The organism is Marinomonas sp. BSi20584, assembly GCF_002792415.1.
GTDB lineage: Bacteria > Pseudomonadota > Gammaproteobacteria > Pseudomonadales > Marinomonadaceae > Marinomonas > Marinomonas polaris.
The window spans coordinates 125,717-144,124 of the sequence record NZ_KZ454880.1 but is presented as its reverse complement, the minus strand read 5'-3'; the positions used below and the strand labels follow the sequence as shown (position 1 = coordinate 144,124).

15 protein-coding genes are annotated in these 18,408 nt (G+C 40.9%); 9 read left to right on the top strand and 6 right to left on the bottom strand.

The genetic code is table 11. From position 1 onward, the window contains the following. Positions 1-136: 136 nt before the first annotated feature. The 5 genes from TY87_RS12870 to TY87_RS12850 all read left to right on the top strand — a co-directional run bounded on the left by TY87_RS12870 (position 137) and on the right by TY87_RS12850 (position 5,290). Positions 137-1,420: an ABC transporter substrate-binding protein gene (locus tag TY87_RS12870; protein WP_198432091.1), complete on the top strand. Its 1,284-nt coding sequence runs from the start codon at positions 137-139 to the stop codon at positions 1,418-1,420. Positions 1,421-1,505: 85 nt separating this feature from the next. Then, the gene (locus TY87_RS12865) at positions 1,506-2,441 is read left to right on the top strand and encodes a carbohydrate ABC transporter permease (protein WP_072837964.1); all 936 of its coding nucleotides are present in this window, start codon (positions 1,506-1,508) and stop codon (positions 2,439-2,441) included. Positions 2,442-2,451: 10 nt separating this feature from the next. Beyond that, a complete protein-coding gene (locus tag TY87_RS12860; RefSeq protein WP_100187368.1) occupies positions 2,452-3,315 on the top strand; it encodes a carbohydrate ABC transporter permease in 864 nt (287 codons plus the stop codon). 34 nt (positions 3,316-3,349) lie between these two features. Beyond that, positions 3,350-4,465, top strand: coding sequence for an ABC transporter ATP-binding protein (locus TY87_RS12855; protein ID WP_100187367.1), 1,116 nt, complete (start codon positions 3,350-3,352; stop codon positions 4,463-4,465). 69 nt (positions 4,466-4,534) lie between these two features. After that, positions 4,535-5,290 carry a GntR family transcriptional regulator gene (locus tag TY87_RS12850; RefSeq protein ID WP_072837961.1) on the top strand — a complete coding sequence of 252 codons (756 nt, stop codon included), beginning with the start codon at positions 4,535-4,537 and terminating at the stop codon, positions 5,288-5,290. A 97-nt stretch (positions 5,291-5,387) separates the two neighbouring features. Here TY87_RS12850 and TY87_RS12845 read toward each other — a convergent pair whose 3' ends face one another. Genes TY87_RS12845 through TY87_RS12825 form a run of 5 tightly spaced genes read right to left on the bottom strand, consistent with a single transcriptional unit; the run spans position 5,388 to position 12,142 of the window. Continuing rightward, positions 5,388-6,716: a DUF3422 family protein gene (locus TY87_RS12845; protein WP_072837960.1), complete on the bottom strand. Its 1,329-nt coding sequence runs from the start codon at positions 6,714-6,716 to the stop codon at positions 5,388-5,390. Between the two features lie 39 nt (positions 6,717-6,755). Next, positions 6,756-7,682 carry a GGDEF domain-containing response regulator gene (locus TY87_RS12840; protein WP_100187366.1) on the bottom strand — a complete coding sequence of 309 codons (927 nt, stop codon included), beginning with the start codon at positions 7,680-7,682 and terminating at the stop codon, positions 6,756-6,758. Positions 7,683-7,687: 5 nt separating this feature from the next. Continuing rightward, complete coding sequence (locus tag TY87_RS12835; RefSeq protein ID WP_100187365.1) at positions 7,688-10,057, bottom strand: PAS domain-containing hybrid sensor histidine kinase/response regulator; 2,370 nt, start codon at positions 10,055-10,057, stop codon at positions 7,688-7,690. Between the two features lie 32 nt (positions 10,058-10,089). Beyond that, positions 10,090-10,866 carry an avidin/streptavidin family protein gene (locus tag TY87_RS12830; RefSeq protein WP_100187364.1) on the bottom strand — a complete coding sequence of 259 codons (777 nt, stop codon included), beginning with the start codon at positions 10,864-10,866 and terminating at the stop codon, positions 10,090-10,092. A 55-nt stretch (positions 10,867-10,921) separates the two neighbouring features. Then, positions 10,922-12,142: a pepsin-like aspartic protease gene (locus TY87_RS12825; RefSeq protein ID WP_100187363.1), complete on the bottom strand. Its 1,221-nt coding sequence runs from the start codon at positions 12,140-12,142 to the stop codon at positions 10,922-10,924. Between the two features lie 192 nt (positions 12,143-12,334). Here TY87_RS12825 and TY87_RS12820 point away from each other — a divergent pair, with 192 nt between their 5' ends. Next, positions 12,335-12,784 carry a hypothetical protein gene (locus TY87_RS12820; RefSeq protein ID WP_139248820.1) on the top strand — a complete coding sequence of 150 codons (450 nt, stop codon included), beginning with the start codon at positions 12,335-12,337 and terminating at the stop codon, positions 12,782-12,784. 19 nt (positions 12,785-12,803) lie between these two features. On the opposite strand, the gene TY87_RS12815 is transcribed toward TY87_RS12820, so the two are convergent. Next, positions 12,804-13,352 carry a lipocalin family protein gene (locus TY87_RS12815; RefSeq protein WP_072837954.1) on the bottom strand — a complete coding sequence of 183 codons (549 nt, stop codon included), beginning with the start codon at positions 13,350-13,352 and terminating at the stop codon, positions 12,804-12,806. 99 nt (positions 13,353-13,451) lie between these two features. Between TY87_RS12815 and TY87_RS12810 the strand changes: the two genes are divergently transcribed. From TY87_RS12810 to TY87_RS12800, 3 genes are all read left to right on the top strand, one after another. Further along, positions 13,452-14,918, top strand: a complete 1,467-nt coding sequence (locus tag TY87_RS12810; RefSeq protein ID WP_100187362.1) for a glycosyl hydrolase family 79 N-terminal domain-containing protein — start codon at positions 13,452-13,454, stop codon at positions 14,916-14,918. A gap of 243 nt (positions 14,919-15,161) precedes the next feature. After that, entirely contained in the window at positions 15,162-16,772 is a 1,611-nt protein-coding gene (locus TY87_RS12805) for an ATP-binding cassette domain-containing protein (RefSeq protein WP_072837952.1), read from the top strand. Then, positions 16,769-18,370 carry an ATP-binding cassette domain-containing protein gene (locus TY87_RS12800; RefSeq protein WP_100187361.1) on the top strand — a complete coding sequence of 534 codons (1,602 nt, stop codon included), beginning with the start codon at positions 16,769-16,771 and terminating at the stop codon, positions 18,368-18,370. The genes TY87_RS12805 and TY87_RS12800 overlap by 4 nt, the downstream gene beginning before the upstream one ends. Positions 18,371-18,408 lie beyond the last annotated feature (38 nt).

The window sequence follows — 18,408 nt, the reverse complement described above, 5'->3', positions numbered from 1 at the left end:
TAAAAAATACCAATATAGTTTTAACGGAAATTATTTTACGGTGTTACGAAAGCTGTAGCAGTACAAAAGGTCTACGAAAAAACCTAATAAAAAAAGCAATCACATCACAATTGGAAAACACAATCGGAGAGTACTCATGTTCAATGTTCGTTCCGCTTCACCTGAAACAAAAATGGCAACAAAACTTACTTGTCTAGCCGCCATCCTGCTTAGCAGCACTGGCATAGCGCAAGCTGCGAACGGTTTGTCGATAGAAAGTTGGCGCAGTGATGATGCTAATATCTGGTCTGATGTCATCATTCCAGCTTTTAACAAAAGCCATCCAGATACAAAAGTAAACTTTGCCCCAACCCCTCCAACGGAATACAACTCAGCCTTACAAGCAAAATTAAAAGCAGGTTCTGCTGGCGACTTAATCACTTGTCGTCCATTCGATACGGCATTAGATCTTTATAAAGACGGTTATCTTGCCAACTTAAATGATCTAAAAGGTCTAAAGCAATTCTCTGACGTAGCGAAAAGCGCATGGGTCACGGACGATGGCAAAGATCAATTCTGCATGCCTGTTGCGTCGGTTATTCACGGCTTTATTTACAACAAAGAAATTTTTAAAGAACTGAATTTATCCGTGCCTAAAACCCGTGATGAGTTTTTCAAAACGCTTGATACCATCAAATCAGAAAGTCGCTATATACCGTTAGCAATGGGAACCGCTGATCAGTGGGAAGCCGCAACAATGGGGTTCCAGAATATCGGACCAAAGTATTGGGAAGGTGAAAAAGGCCGTAAAGCACTATTAACAGGTAAAGAAAAACTAACCGACAAAGCTTACGTAGATACTTGGAAAGAACTTGCCCAGTGGAAACCGTATCTAGGTCGAGGATTTGAAGCGCAGAAATATTCTGACTCACAGAATCTTTTCACATTAGGTCGTGCTGCTATCTACCCAGCGGGCTCTTGGGATATTCAGACGTTCAACAATCAAGCGGATTTTGAATTTGGTGCGTTTCCACCTCCAGTGGCAAAAGCAGAAGACACTTGTTACATCAGTGATCATACCGATATGGGTATTGGCATCAATGCAAGTTCGACTAATAAAGAAGCAGCTAAAATCTTCTTAAATTGGATGGCAAGTAAAGAGTTCGCCACACTTTATGCGAATGCGGTACCGGGCTTCTTCCCATTGTCTGATCATCAAATTGACATCAAAGATCCTGTTGCACAAGAGTTTATGAGCTGGCGTCAGCAGTGTGAATCGACCATTCGTAACTCTTATCAAATCCTGTCTCGTGGTACACCAAACTTGGAAAACCAACTTTGGAACGTGAGCGCTCAGGTAATCAATGGCACCATGACACCAGAAGCCGCCGCCAAAGAAACACAGGATGGTTTGGAGCAATGGTACAAACCTCAGCAATAAACTAAACCATAAAGAGGTCGTCCATCGGGGCGACCTTTTAACTAAATGAAATTTATCTAGATAGCACGTTACATTGAGATAAACTATGACTCCATCCAACCAACATGACGAAAAGAAACCGTTCCCATGGCACTTGGTATTTTTCCTCGGGCCGGGGCTGCTTATTTACGTTGTTTTCAGTGTTTACCCCTTGCTCGATACGCTTGTCTTAAGTTTATTCAACGAGCAACAAGGGCAAAGTAGCTTTGTCGGTCTGCAGAATTTTATCACCTTGGTAACAGACGAAACTTGGTCACAGGCTTTTTGGAACGCACTGGGCAATAACTTCAAATTTTTCGCGATTCACATGCTTGTACAAAACCCGATTGGTTTGCTTCTCGCGGTTTTATTGAGCTCGCCAAAGCTACGTTTATCCGGTACTTACCGAACACTTATCTTCATGCCTACCATGCTTTCTGTAGTAATCATTGGTTTCGTTTGGCAGCTGCTGTTAAGTCCTATTTGGGGAATTTCTGAAAACTTCCTTTACAGTATTGGTCTTGGTCAATACTTCGATGCTTGGCTTGGTAAGGAAAGTAGCGCACTAATCACTTTAGCTTTTATCTCAGTGTGGCAGTTTGTCGGCATTCCGATGATGTTGATTTACGCAACCTTGCTCAACATTCCTGATGACATTGTCGATGCCAGTGTGGTTGATGGCGCGAATTCATTTCAAACCTTTTGGCACATTAAATTACCGTTAATTTTGCCAACTATCGCCATGGTATCAATTTTAACCTTTGTGGCGAATTTCAATGCATTTGAACTGATATATGCGGTAAAAGGCGCCCTTGCCGGCCCAGATTTTTCGACCGATTTAATGGGAACTTTCTTCTACCGAACATTTTTTGGCTTCCAGCTACAACAAGGTAGCGCATCCATGGGTGCTGCGGTGGCAACACTGATGTTTTTGATCATTTTGGTGGGCGTCATGCTGTTCTTATTCTTTATTCAACGCCGCATTCAGCGATTCCAATTTTAAGGAGGCCATGATGAAACTATTAAACCGCTTTATTCCCTCCTCTGGAATGAGACAGGTGCCCAAAAGTGTCACGGTACACGCTGTGTTATTGGCCTATACCGTGATTGCTCTGTTCCCAATTATTGTCGTTGTGATCAATGCCTTTAAAGAACGTCGTGCAATTTTCCGCGATCCACTCGGCTTACCAGACAGTGATTCCTTTACCTTGCTAGGATTCCAGCAAGTGTTATTGAGATCAGACTTCGGTTTGTATTCTTGGAACAGTTTGGTCGTCACTATCTTGGCAGTAGGTTTGGTGCTTTTACTTGGCGCGATGGCCGCTTGGGCTCTGACGGAATACAAATTTAAGGGCAACTTGCTGATTACCTTTTTGTTTGCCATGGGCATCATGATTCCAATACGTCTTGGCACGGTAAGTATTTTGAGTCTGATGGTCAATCTGGATCTTGTGAATACGCTTACTGCGCTAGTTTTGGTGTACATAGCCCAAGGATTACCTCTTGCAGTATACATATTATCGGAGTTTGTACGCACCATTCCAAAGGAACTCACCGAAGCTGCTCGTTGCGATTCGGTTAGTGAATACAAGATTTTCTTTTGTGTCATCTTGCCACTACTGAAACCTGCGATGGCGACCGTTGCCGTATTCACCATGATTCCGATTTGGAATGATTTATGGTTCCCACTGATACTCGCGCCGGGTGAAGAGACTCGCACTATAACACTTGGCGTACAGCAGTTTGTTGGTCAATACGTCACTGACTGGAACTCGGTTTTGTCAGCGCTAACCTTGGCGATCGTTCCTGTACTGATCCTATACACCATTTTCTCAAGACAATTGATCCGCGGCTTAACCAGCGGAGCGGTCAAATAATATTTTATATCTTTGACCGTTGGAGGTTTATTTCATGGCTAGTGTAAAACTTAACAATATTAAAAAGCGCTTTGGCGATGTGGACGTACTGCATGGCATCGACCTTGATATCAAAGACGGCGAGTTTGTCGTGTTGATCGGCGAATCTGGTTGCGGTAAATCAACCTTATTACGTTTGCTATCTGGATTAGAAGACATCACCGAAGGCGATTTGTATATCGATGACGAGCGCGTCAATGGACGCTCTCCCGCCAAGCGCGGCATCGCTATGGTGTTTCAATCTTATGCTTTGTACCCTCATATGAACGTGTTTAAAAACATGGCATTTGGCTTAAAAATCTCAGGAAAAGACAAAGCGTTTGTGAACAACAAGGTTATGGAAGCGGCGAAGAAGCTGAAGATTGATCACTTATTGGAGCGATTACCGAGAGAATTGTCTGGTGGTCAACGCCAGCGCGTTGCTATAGGTCGTGCCATTGTACGCGATCCAAAAGTCTTCTTATTTGATGAGCCTTTATCTAACTTAGACGCCTCACTACGAGTTCAAACACGAGTCGAACTTGGTAAGCTTCATCAGGAACTAAAAGCCACGGTGGTTTATGTTACTCACGATCAAGTAGAAGCCATGACATTGGGCGATAAAATCGTCGTGATGAACAAAGGCCGTGTCGAACAAGTTGGCGCACCGTTGGATTTGTATCATCATCCAAAAACACAATTTGTTGCTGGTTTTATTGGCTCACCAAAAATGAACTTTTTGAAAGCGAAGATCAGTCAATCCGGCGCTGAAAACACGCAACTTGTGCTAGAATCTGGCCGTGTTATTGAAGCCTCGGTCGATACTTCGTCTTTAAATCAGGGCGATATAGTACAACTAGGCATGCGGCCAGAACACATGGCGCTAAACTGCGAAAGCAACATCGTAGAAGGCAAAGTCACTCTCATTGAACACCTTGGTGAACTATCTTATTTATATGTCGATATCGGTCAGGAAGGTGAAATGGTGCTTAAGGTGGATGGTGACAACCAACACCAAGCAGGTGATAAAATTACCTTTGGTATTCAACCTAATCGCTTGTATTTATTTGATCACCAAGGTAACGCCTTAACGAGGGTCAACGCGCATACGTCAGCAGCTATTACACTTTAGAGCTGACATACTTAGCCCTTAGCAAAACGAGTACGAATACGGGAACCCCTTCCCGTTCAGGACACTGATATGAACCAAAATCGGGTTAATGAGTTATTTGGCGCGGCCCAAGCATTGAGAGAAAAAGGCATTCCTCTTTATATGCAGGTAAAAAAAGCCATTTTAGCGTCTATTTCTGCAGGTCGAGTACTTGGTGGAGATACGCTTCCACCAGAGCGTGATCTGGCCAAGTATCTTGATGTTTCACGCGTCACCGTGCGCCGAGCCATCGACGAGTTGGTAAAAGAAGACGTATTGACGCAACGTCAAGGCGCAGGAACTTTTGTGAGTGAAAGGGTTGAACAACCGCTGAACCACTTGCGTAGCTTTACCGAAGTCATGGAAGCTCGTGGCAAAACCATTACGTCCAAATGGCTAGATCGCTCTTTGGGTATGCCTCATGAGGATGAATGCAAAGCACTTAAACTGTCAGCAGAGCAAGAAGTGGTGCGCTTTTATCGTTTGCGTTATGCCGATGGCAAGCCAATGGCGCTTGAGCTGGCGACGATTCCAAGCCGTTACATTCTCAACCCTTTTGCGATGGAAGGATCATTGTACGATTTGCTGGAACAACAAGGCTGCCGCCCTGTTCGTGCGTTTCAGCGTCTTCGCGCCATTAGCATTGATGAACAAAGAGCTCATCTACTCGACATCCCAGCACTTAGCGCTGTACTTTACATTGAACGTACCGCTGTAACACAAGATGGTACGCCCATTGAGTTTACGCGCTCATGGTTCCCTGGGGATTCTTACGACTTCGTTGCAGAGATTCATAATACAGTTTGATAAAGACCCTAATAAAACAAACCTCTAATCACAAAAAAGGCTTTCTACGGTAACAATAGAAAGCCTTTTTTATGTGTGTTTGAAAACAAAACAACGACTACTTTTCTTCTTTGGCCTTAGCCAGCAACAAAAAGCGTTTATGTATTTTTCGCGTCGCTAACCATACACTGCCAACAACAATAGGCACGGACAAACCGATAACTAAACTTTTATCAAAATGGACACCTTTGTCGTACACCGCTTCAATCAAAAACTTCAATAAACCCACGCTGTAGTAACTGATCGCAGCAACAGACAAGCCTTCGACCGTATGCTGCATGGCAAGTTGAATTTTTGAACGACGATCCATGGAAGTGAGCAATTGTTGATTCTGAGATTGAATAGACATCTCTACTTGAGTACGCATCATATCTGATACTCTATCGATACGAGTCGAAAGGCTTTCTAAATGGTTGCCAGCTGTATTACAGGTTCTTACCGCTGGAGTTAAACGACGAGTCATGAATTCGGTAATGGTTAAATGACCGGATACTTCGTCTTCTTTTAGCTCATTTAAACGTTTTAAAACTAATTCGTGATAAGCCCTTGTGGCACTGAATCGAAATGAGGTTTTTGATCGTGTGGCTTCAACCCAAGCGGCCATGTCTATTAGTTCGCTCAACAAGGCCTGCTCATCAAGTGGTTCTGTCGCATCAGACAAGCTGGCGGTGGTTTGAGCTAACTCTTCGTCCATGGCAACAAGTTCTGCGTTGTATTTACGTGCCATGGGTAACGCTAATAACGCCATCAAACGGTAGGTTTCTATCTCGACTACGCGCTGAACCATACGGCCCAGTTGGCTATCACTCATGCGTTTGTTGTAAATGAGAAAACGACCACAGCCATCACTGTGCAACTGAAAAGTGGTCCAAACCTGAGCATCGCCATTTTGAGGACGACTACCGACTAAACGCATGCCCTCAAAATGGCTTTTTACTAGAGCGAGATCTGGTTCAGGAATGGTTCGAGCGTCCTCAACGGCCACATGAAACGCCGCAATAACAATACCAGGAATTTTAGATAACCAATCAATTGGCAAACAAACCAAAGCATTTTGATCGAAAAAACCTAGGTTAGGATCAATCTGCGAATGAGTAATCATGTAAGAAGTAAATTCAAGATGCTTATCACGACGTATTTTAAAGTCGCCAAAATCTACTTCAAAGCACACGCCATCATCTTGTGGTGGCACACCATTAAAATGATTATAAAGTGAACAAAAGTGTTCAAACTCTGCTTGCTTCTGATCTGAACCGACAATAACCGCGAGATAACTGATTCTGGCTGGACTGGGCAGCACCTGAAAAGGGCGTGAATGTAGCTCTGCATACAGTGCATCTCGTAATGGATGCATCTCTAACCCGTATGAGTTATTAACCTTGTTCATTACAAACCTTATAATAAGAGTGACTTAAAAAAACAAACATCACTCAGCTATTGTGTGCGGATTACTCGGTAATTTCCATAATATTTTATTTTTACCGCTTTTTTTCGCGAGCCCCAGCATCTCATCTGCTGTATTAAAAAGGTCATCGCTGCTGCAGCTTAGATTAGGTAATTTTGTGGTCCCCCCCACACTGACAGTTACCTTACCGCTAAAATCTTCATGACTGTAAGCTAAATTTAGGGCCTCAACTCCTTGCATACAAAGACGAGCAACCTCAACAGCATCTTCTTGAGAATGGTCAGGTAACAAGATAACAAACTCTTCACCACCATATCTTGCAACGAGTCCTTTATCTAAAGCTTGCTTAGCTAATACCATTGCGACTTGTTGAAGCACTTTGTCACCAGTAGCATGTCCGTAACAATCGTTATATTGCTTGAAATTATCTATATCAATGACGAGCAAAGAAAGACATCCTTGATGAGTAATGGCTCTTTGCCATTCTTGCTCAATAACATCTTGATACTTACGACGATTGGCAAGTGATGTTAAAGGGTCAATATTGGCTAGTTTTTCTAACATTTGACGCTGTTTTACAAGCTGCAAATGAAGGCGAACGCGAGCCTGTACTATATTGGTATGTAGTGGTTTTTGAATATAGTCGCTGGCACCCATTAATAAAGCTTTTTCTTCATGACTCGAGTCATTTAAAGCAGTAATAAAAATAACGGGGATGGCACTTGTACGCACATCATGACGAAGGCGAGCCATGGTTTCAAAACCATCCATTTCTGGCATTACAACATCTAATAAAATCAAATCTGGCTTATATTCTATAGCCTTTCTAATACCCTGCTCACCGCTTTTTGCTAGCATAATGCTAACCTCATCACTGAGTATATCGCTGATTATTTTCAGGTTGATTTTTTCGTCATCAATGACTAAAACACTTTGCACTTCTGTCATCGTCTCTAATCACCTTGGAGCTCTAAAACAAGCTGAGACGCTTTAACAGCAGCCGTCTCAAACTCAATATTTTTAACATCATAAATTAAATTTTCGATATCCAGAACGTACTTGCTACCGCGAACCATTTTGCGCAGTAAACTGAAATGATTTTCTACAAAAAAATCTGACTTTTTTAATAGAGGTACTATTTTTTTCAATTTATTCACTAAATCACTTTCGCTAAACCCTTCTATATCTTCACTTGATTTAATTAAAGAAAAATAGGGCATTAAAATACATTTCAATTTATCAACTAACACCTTAACCATTCCCACAAGATGGATAATTAGCTCAGAACAAAAAGCCCCATTTTTAATATTGCCTTCTAATTCAGTACAAAACACTGATATATTTAACGCCCCTATGTAAGCAGCATTAGATTTTAATGAGTGAATAACCCCATCTAAATCAATACCAATACATTCAGCCAAAGAAAAATCTTTGTATCTATTATAAAAAGACGATATTAAATCAAGATATAAGTCTTTTTTTCCACTAAGATTTTTTATCGCTTTATCTATATCCAATGTATCTATTGAGTACAAATTAGACAACACCTCAGAATGCAGTGCGTCTTGTTCATGCATCACAAAACCCTTCATTTGCAAGGAGTTATGATGCTTATTTGTAGCTAGGTGTTTTTGTAAAATTTTGTATAAATCAAACTTTTTAATTGGCTTATCTAAATGCGCATTCATACCAGCGTGTGCTGACTGCTTTTTTGCTTCATCAGAGACATGAGCTGTCATTGCAATTATAGGAATATTACTATAATGAGAGGATTGTCTAATTTTTTTAGAAGCGGTTAACCCATCCATAATCGGCATTTGAATATCCATCAAAACCAAATCGTATTTCTTGTTTTCTAATTTATTAATAGCCTCTTCACCATTACCAACAACATCCACCTTTATCAAGGTATCATCTAAATACCCCAAAATAACCTTTTGATTAATAAGATTATCTTCTGCCAGAAGAATGTTATATTGAGAAAAATTCGGGATGCTTTTATTTTCTCTACATTCTTCTTTTAACACTTTTTCATTTAAGGTACTTTCATTTAAAAGCAATAAATCAGGGGCGATATTAAGAGGGAGAACAAAACTAAAAGTAGAACCTTGCCCTAATTCACTGTGTACCCAAATATCACCGTTCATCAACGAGCAGAGTTGGCGAGAGATAGTTAAGCCTAAACCGGTTCCACCAAACTTGCGAGTAACACTATCGTCAGCCTGATGAAATGATTGAAATAGTTGATCCAAATACACTTTCGATATCCCAATACCTGTGTCAATTACATCGCACCTTATTAGAACACCTTTATCATTATTTTCATCAGCATACATGCGTACACAAACACCACCACGTTCGGTGAACTTAACAGCATTGGTAACTAGATTGACCAACACTTGCTGTATACGTAATGGGTCACCTAATAGCATGGGCGGCAACGATGGAGAAATATCGACCGTCACTGCCAATTTTTTTTCTTCAGCTTTGATAGCATTCATATTGATCGCATGCTGGACAATCAATTTAGGGGAAAAAGGCACTTTTTCTATCCCCATTTCCCCCGCCTCAATCTTCGAAAAATCCAATACATCATTAACGAGACTAAGTAGGTTTTCACCGGACGATAAAATGGTGTTGATATAGTCTTTTTGCTCATGATTTAAAGACGTTTTTAAAGTCAGGTGGCTTAATCCAATCACAGCATTAATTGGGGTGCGTATTTCATGGCTCATTCTGGCAACAAAGGAAGACTTTGCCTCCAATGACTCTTCTACTATGCGTTTCGCATTTTCTAATTCTTTGGTTCGCTCTTGTACCTTACGATCCAATTCTTGGTTGATCGTTTCCAGTGCGGTGCTGTATTCCAGAAGTTTTTCATTAGCTTTTAATGCAACGGTTTCGGCCTCTTTTATTTTCGTAATATCACGACTTACGCCACATACAAAAATCGGCTTACCTAATGAATCAAAAATAGGGACAAACAAGGTATCAAAATAAATCTGACTACCGTCACCTCGCATACCAGCTTGTTCGATAGAAACAGGTTTTCCACCCTGCAATACTTGACGATAGGTAGCATAGACTTGCTCTGCCATTTCGTCACCAAACTGCACTCGTAAGTTAAGGCGATGTATCTCTGCTCCCTTTTCAAGACCCATTACTGCCTTAGACGCTGGGTTATTGTCGTATAAAGAAAACTCATCACCATCTTCTACTGCCATGATGAACATTAAATCGGCAGAATAACGCCACATTTGTAGAAAACAATCGATTATAGTTTGATCATGCTCTTCTTTATTGAATGCATTACCTAAGCTCATTTGTTTTCCCTCACAATTTGATCATGACTCAACTATGATTTTTTCGTTAATTCCCAGTTTTCAGAGTTTGCCTGAAAGTAGGCTGACTCAGCCTTTGTGGAGTTAGCCAACCAACGAGAAAGAATCAAAGTATTAGCGTCTTGGCTTATACGACCGATAAGTGATATCGGTTGATATGTATTTAGCATATATCCACTTAAGCTAACACTCTGTAATATATTGTTATTATCTAAGGTATCTGTGAAACCAAGCATGCTTATTAGTTCACCTTCATATGCTAACCAGCCGTTAACAACCCCATATTCTTTATCCTGCAAAAATACCGTTAGCTGAATACTTTTTTCTTGGTTTACCCAAACGCCATTAATAGAATTAGCAAATTTTGCTTTTTTCTGAGCCATAGGCTCAATGTTTTTTGTCTTGATTTCATTAGAGCTAGAATGTTTCGTGAAGATCAACTTGTCGATGTAATCTCCTGGAACAAAAGCTTGATATTTAGTTGTCGTTACCAATGAGTTCATTACCGTAATTTGGCCATCACTATCAAGCTGGCCACAGTAGGTAGAAACCCAGTGAGAGCCATCGTCAGGTTCTTCACCACCAATTGAACGCCAATAAATAGACAGAACTAATGGTTGCCCAGCATCATTAGTAGGGTCACTTGGCCGACAATATCCAATCACAAGATAAGTACCAGTAGAGCCAGTATGAGATCCGTACTCTCCAAAAATAAAACCATCTTCATCGACTTCTAACGTCATCGTTGAGCCATAGCTATTTTCCCATGAGCCATTCAACATCAAAGACATGCATTACTCCTTTATGGTTTAAACATTTTTATCTGTTCACTAAAATTGGTAGACATTAATTGAAAATACGTGCTGGCTTATTTTGAGTTGTCGTAATCACTTTGGGCCCCTCTTCTTTATTGAATATCCACATGCCAACAGGAATAACGCAATTCTCGCCTTCACGTTGAACTACTCTAAATTCATACACCGTATACAAATAATCCATCAATACAGAACCTACCAACGCGATATAATCAGCATTTTCCATTGGTTGAAATTGCGTAATAACTACTCCTTTATTCTCACCAGCCTCAATCAATACATCGTACATGTTAGAGGTAACCACCAACTTTCCAATATTTCCAGAATCCGTTTCTCCGATCTCAATCACCAGATTTTCTTTTGTTTTAGATGCTATGTTGTAAAGCGTAGCCATTACATCCAAGTCGCCTTTGAACTGAGATGAGCCAGAATCCAAAGCAAGAAAGTATGGCGTGCTAGTAATTGATTCAGGTGAAATAAGCTGAGTATCACCAATAGATAAAGATGTGATCTTGCTGGTCCATAAATAAGGTGCACTGTATTTATCCCAAGGCAAAAATAGATACTCCCTGTTCTCTCGGTAATCTTTATTCAGCTGACCAAATTCCACTTGACCGCTCTTGTTATCGATATCTGTTAGAAATGTTACATAAGGACGTTTCGAACTAACCACTCCTTGATCAAGCAAACTCTGAAAGAAATGAAATGATGCCGGTTCAGTTTTATTACTCGGTGTTATGCCTCGAAAAGACCGATAAACAAAAAGAGAATCTGACAATTCCGTTGTACTAGGAATACCGATGCCGCCATCCCAATCAAGCTCTCGAAACTGAATACCTTGATAAGACTGCGCTAAATACACATCTGACAGCAAAGACACAGAACCACTTGTTGATTGTCCCAAGGCTTCAGGTGTTAAGGTAAAAACATCCTTGCCCGTTTTTACCTTCATATTTCCCCATGGCCCAAAATTAACCTCAGTTGTCTGCTGGTTAACCCAAGAAAAACTGGATGATATTTGATAAGCAAACTCTTGATCACCATAATGATGACAAGTATCTGCTTTGCATAAACTAGATGTCACCCAGATAAAGTCACTGCCGGTATCAAAAGAAAACTTCAATGTTTGCTCTGGCGTGCCAACTCCAACATAAGCATACCAAGGTGACGCACCATTATTCTGAAAAGGCCCTCGATCAAGAGAGATAGAAACCCCCTTCCCCTCACCTATTACTGATAACAATTTTTCCATACTTCCTCCAGAAAAACACAGTGTATAATTAAGCGTAATTACGATGAACGTACACAAAATGTGTAACGAAAAACAAACAGGATCTACAACCTAATGCACATTTCGACCATTAAATACGGCGTTCTTTTACTAGGATGCTCTTTTGTAAGTCTAGTACATAGCAGTGATTTAATAGCCTTCGGAAAAGAGTGCTTGGCAAAAGAAGAGCGCTTGAATAAAGCAAAAAATAGATTAGAAGTGCTATCGCTACAGTCTGAAAGAACACAAAGGAAAAATAGCCAATCGATAAATTACTTAGATCGCTATCAAACCGAGAAAGCCCAGCTCGAAACATCAATGATAGAATGTGCTGAAACCACACCGAATAGCGCATACTGCCATCAAATTCGACACAAATATAATGAATTAACGTATCTGATTCAGCGAGTAAAAGCAGAAGCCATGGATAATAATTTTGGCGATAATGACGCAACAATCAATTATGAGATAACAAGAAACAATTTCAATCAACGCTATGACGACTTTCTCGCCTTATGTCGAGACTCCAATGTGCACTATGCTCTTATTCAAAGCCCCACAGCTTACACTGAAGTTTGCTCAACTCCTGAAGCAAAAGAGTCGATTACTTGCTCTCTTTTCTAAAATTGTAACGCAGGAAAAGCTAACTGGCTGGCACATTGCTACTTTGAACTACGTTAACCAATTTATCCATAGGGAAGCCTAATGCTTCCGCTTTGGCTAATAATCGACGTTTAACGTCTTCAGGCATAGTTGGAGTGCGAGACAATAACCAGAAATAGTCTCGGCTAGGCCCAGATATCATGGCGTATTGATAGTTTTTTTGATCCAGCTCAAAAATCACATAGGCACCATAAAACGGCCCAAAAAACGACACTTTTAGATGCCCAATATCCGACGAATTGACAAAATAAGCGCGGCCTTCAGCTTCTCGCCACTTTTTATCTTCCGCAGAATAACCACGGTTCAACACTGCGACGCCTCCATCATCACGCATAGAATAAGTCGCTGTGACATTAGACAAACCTTCCTCAAAAGCATGATCTTGACGCACAATTTCATACCAAGTGCCTAAATAACGCTCTACTTGAAATTGTGTTACGGGATCAATATTTTTTGGAGCACTAGTACAACCAGTTAATAAAGTGCAACCTGCCAACAAAATCGTCATTATCCAAACCGGTACTTTCATCTTAGTGTCCTTTATAAAAAATCGGGGCATTTAGAGCATCATACAAATGTCACACTTTTATTGCAGTCTAGCAAAACCTTTTGTGAGAGAAGAAACCTCTTGTTTTATTCTAGATTGCAAAGACAACACAACATTCGCCAAAATAAATTGCTTGTCGTTAATCTTAACAGCACGACACCTGTTACAACCATAGAACCAAGATACTTATCTTTCTCGATTGATATATCCGTATTGGCTGGCGGTTTCTGGTGGGAAGGAAGTAAAGGCACGCAACGAGGACTTGGTACTCAACGGGTTGATCCTCTCAACTTACAACAGGAAAAACTCGATTTATTAGTTCAAGCACTCGGCCCCGCCTATATTCGAGTAGGCGGCTCTGAAGCGGATAAAGTACATTACTTTACGAGCGCTAACGCCCCAACTAATAGCAATTCAGACGCACTTACTGTCACCAAAGACATGTGGCACCAGCTTCATGACTTTTGCCAACGCAATGGTTTAGCCCTTATGTTTACCATGAAATATGGTCTGTTTGAACGACGTCAACAAGGCACATGGCAATCAACCGAAGTTAAAGAATTATTGGAATACAGCCACGTTCATGGGCAAAGTATCCATATTTGCGAACTGGGTAATGAGCTCAACGCCTATTGGGCATTTCATGGATTAACCTCACAACCTAGCGCGAAAAATCTCGCAAAAGACTATGACTCTTTTATTCGCTGCGTTCGACTGTACAGTCCCAATAGCAAAATCGCCGGCCCTGGCAGTGCATTCTGGCCGAGAATCGGCGAAGCCATCAAACCCCTTAGCAATATTTCCGCTCCATTTTTAGATAATCTAGAAGAACCTCTCGATATTGTTGATTGGCATTATTATCCATTTCAAAGCAGTCGTTCTCCGATCAAAACTCGCGCAGCAACAATCAAAAACATTCTATCGCCAAGCTCACTCATGGATTATGAGAGATATTCGAGACAACTGGAAAAGCTCCGTGATCAATATCAACCTAATGCTCAACTTTGGACCGGAGAAACTGGATCGGCTCAGTGCGGTGGGCAAGCCAAACTATCAGATCGTTTTGTATCCTGTTTTTGGTGGGCAGATCAACTCGGTCGAGGCGCAAAAAACGGCCAGAAAGTCATGATAAGACAAAGTCTAATCGGCGGTGACTACGCCCTTATTAATCGACAAACGTTAAAACCAAATCCAGATTATTGGGTCAGCTGGTTATGGGGGAAGCTCATAGGAGAACACGTTTTTGACGTGCAAAGTAACGACCCATTTGTGCAGATTTACTGCCATAGCGCAAAAAAAGAAGGCAAATGCACCCTACTCATTATCAATATGTCAGCCAATCCAAAAATTCTTCACTGCAACGGCTTTGGCTCAAAAAAGAAGCGCTTTGAAATTACCGCAGACTCCCTCACATCAAAAAAGATCCGCATCAACGGAGTCAAACCCAAATTTAAAAATGGAAAAATCAAACTTAGTGATTTCCCCAAGCTTTCTAAACTTAATCTAGTCAGCCCCTACAGCATTAATTTTTGGTGTTTTAGTGTGTAGTTTTTATCAACACACAAAACAAACACAATATTGATAACCATTATCAATAACGCTATTATTAGTCATTATATAACCGATCTACTAATCAACAATCTCATAACAAAGAAAAAAAACATCTTCTTAGAATGCTGCTTAATCTTAATAATTTGGCACCAACATCAGCCAAACCTAAGATAACAGAGTTAATAAAGATAAGGTTGTAAACCTTATGAAACAACTAAATTATGGACAATTGAGGCTAACATGAGCAAACCAAACTTACGCTGTCTTATTACTAACCCATTGATAGGATTAACATTACAACCAGCATTGCCTAAGCTTCTTGCTGGGACGCTTTTATCATCCTTATCTGGCTTAGCCACGCTCGCAGCCTTTTGGTGCATGGTTCAATTGATTAGCGATATATCTGCTTATTGGGTTATTACTGCGATAATATTGTGGCTTTTAAGTGCTGCATTTTCAGCCTCAGCTTCATGGCTTGCACACGATGCCGAGGCCGCATTTTCAGGAAAGTTACGTCGTCAAGTTGCCAATCACCTTACTCGCTTACCTGCATCAACACTGTCTGGACAAGGTGACCAGAGCTTAAGAAGCCTTGTTTCAGATGATATTGCAAAATTACATCATATGGTGGCTCATTTACCTTCAGAAATTGCTAACTTAGCAGTCTTACCGCTAGCCTCTATTACTTTATTAATTAGCATGGTTGGTCCTGAAACACTCTGGGTGTTATTACCAGGCCTTATTGCCTCATTATATTATCTCGTAGTAGTACCACGCATTACTGCTCGCGATGGAGCTGCACGCATGAAGGTTATGGCTGAGGTGATATCTGCAGTTGACGATTACGCGCGCGGCATTAGAGTAAATAGAATATATGGGCGTCAATCTGGAGCTTTAGCCACTTATCATGATTCAGCGGAACGTTTTACTAACAGCATGGTTATGTGGGTAAGTAAAGTCGCAACATTTGCAGGGATTGCCGTAGCATTGCTACAAGCTGTCGCGACGTTTGCTATTGCCTATTTAGTGTCTTATGACCAAAACACTATAATATTAGCCGCAACATTATTTTTCAGCTTAGCAATTGTGACACCCGCTTTGCGTCTCGGACATGGACTTGATTATGTAAGTACGGGGAAATCAGCAATGGGGAGAATAATAAAGCTGCTGCAGACGCCTACATTACCAACAGGTCAATTAACACAGTTAGGTACTCCACCTATACTTACAATTAAAGATGCTGAATACTCTATAGGCAAAGTCAAGACTCTTGATAAACTAAACTATATTTTTGAACCCAGCACTATGACTGCAATCACTGGTCCAAGTGGTGCAGGAAAAACAACCCTCTTGCGCATTTTAGCAGGGCTTGAACCTCTGCAAAAAGGGCATATCCAGCTGGCCCAAACAGACATTTCTCAACTAGATGAACAAGTTCGACACGAAACCTTCCTACTCATACCGCAAGGTGCTGATGTACTACCCGCAACCGTAAAAGAAAATTTAAGATTATCAGCCCCAAATGCTACCGATGAACAACTAAAATCAGCCCTTATAACAGCACAGTTGGACATCGATTTAAATACAGTTGCTCAATTACTATCAGGTGGTGAGCGACAGAGAATAGGTATTGCAAGAGTATTTCTATCTCCAGCACCTGTGATATTACTTGATGAACCAACCAGCGCTTTAGATCAAATAAAGGCAACTAAATTAATTGAATCTCTAGAACACTTAGCTCGAAATCAAGACAAAACTATTATTATTGTTACGCACGATAAAGCCTTAGCAACCAAAGCAAGTGCTCACCTTGAATTGAAGCGTAAAACTACATCAGGAGAGTTATTATGAGCATTGCAGTAAATACACCAGACAAAAAAACAATAGCTATATTGCCACCCATCGCACGTAGGCGATTAATTACTGTTAGTATTGGCTGGATATTAGTAGCCGCATTAGAAGCAATTGCTTACACTATTTTGGCTCTTGGGATTATCAACTATTGGCCACCTAAATGGATTTTAATCAGCGCTGGCGCTGCTGTTTTCGCAACAGTTTTAGTGAACCGTTTAGGCTATTTAACAGGGGTTAGACTCGCTGGCGATTTATATGCAGCATTAGGGCAATCTCTTGCTCGTACTAAATTATCTTGGTTTACCAATGATCATCGAGCACAAATAGCCCACATTGCTGGGCAAGGTATTCCTGGATTTATGAGCATCCCAGCTCACCAACTCCAAAATTTTCTTCATGCACCATGCATTCCTCTATTTCTAATATTCGGTATATATGTTCTTGTGAGTCTAGATGTAGCCCTAGTTGCCGCCGCATTACTTACATTATCATTGATCACACAATTCTTATCTCAGAAAGCACTTGGACATGCAGATGCAAGGCGACATGATACAGAAGCAAAAACATCAGAAGCAACTATTGAATTAGTTGATCATATTGAGCTATTACGAACAGCAGCAGGACCCGTACGAACAATAGAACGAATTGAGCATCGCTGGAAAAATCAGGAAAAGGCGTTAATCAAAACTAATAAAGCGGCTGCTTTCGCCGTATTTATTTCTTCGTTAGCAAGCATAATGCCTATAGCAGGAATGGCTGCATATTTGATATTTACTGGATTTAATAGCCCTACAGCCATATTAGCACTCCTAATCATGATTAGCCGTGCCGCAGCCCCTCTTGGCGACTTGGCAACAGCAGGATTAAACATTAATGACCTACGAGCTTCATTAAATAATTATAAGGCCGCTACAAACACACCAATATTGCCCGAGCCTACTACTGCACAGGCAAACGTACAGCATGCATCAGATAACCACCATATTTCAGTTCAAGGTGTAAGCTATGCTCCTATGCTAAACAATATCAATATAAACATTTCGATTGGCAGCAGAGTATTAGTGACAGGTCCTAGTGGTAGCGGCAAGAGCACCCTACTTGAACTACTAATGAGATTTGATGATCCCACACAAGGTCATATTACAATTAATGGAATTAAACTAAATGAAATGACCTATGATGGACTGGCTTCTAATATCGCTTTTGTGCCGCAGGATCCTATCGTATTTACAGGAACTTTAGCTGAAAATATTCGCATTGGTAAGCCAGATGCTTCAGATAAAGAAATTGAAGATATTGCGAGAAAATCCACACTCAGCTCTATAATTGATCGTTCACCTGATGGCATACATCAATCAATTGGCCAGCAAGGTAGCGCGTTATCAGGGGGTGAACGCCAACGTGTAGCATTGGCTCGCGCCCTAATCAAAAACGCTCCCATCTTAATATTAGACGAAGCAACAGCAGTGCTAGATGAGGCAACAGAACAGGAAATTATTACCGTAATTCATGACCTATCTGCGACCGTCATTTTTGTGACTCATCGAGACCCATCCATTTGGCAACCCACACAGTCTATTTATTTAAATAGTTAATGCCATTTATTCTACGAAAAAGCACTGATACTTTTTTT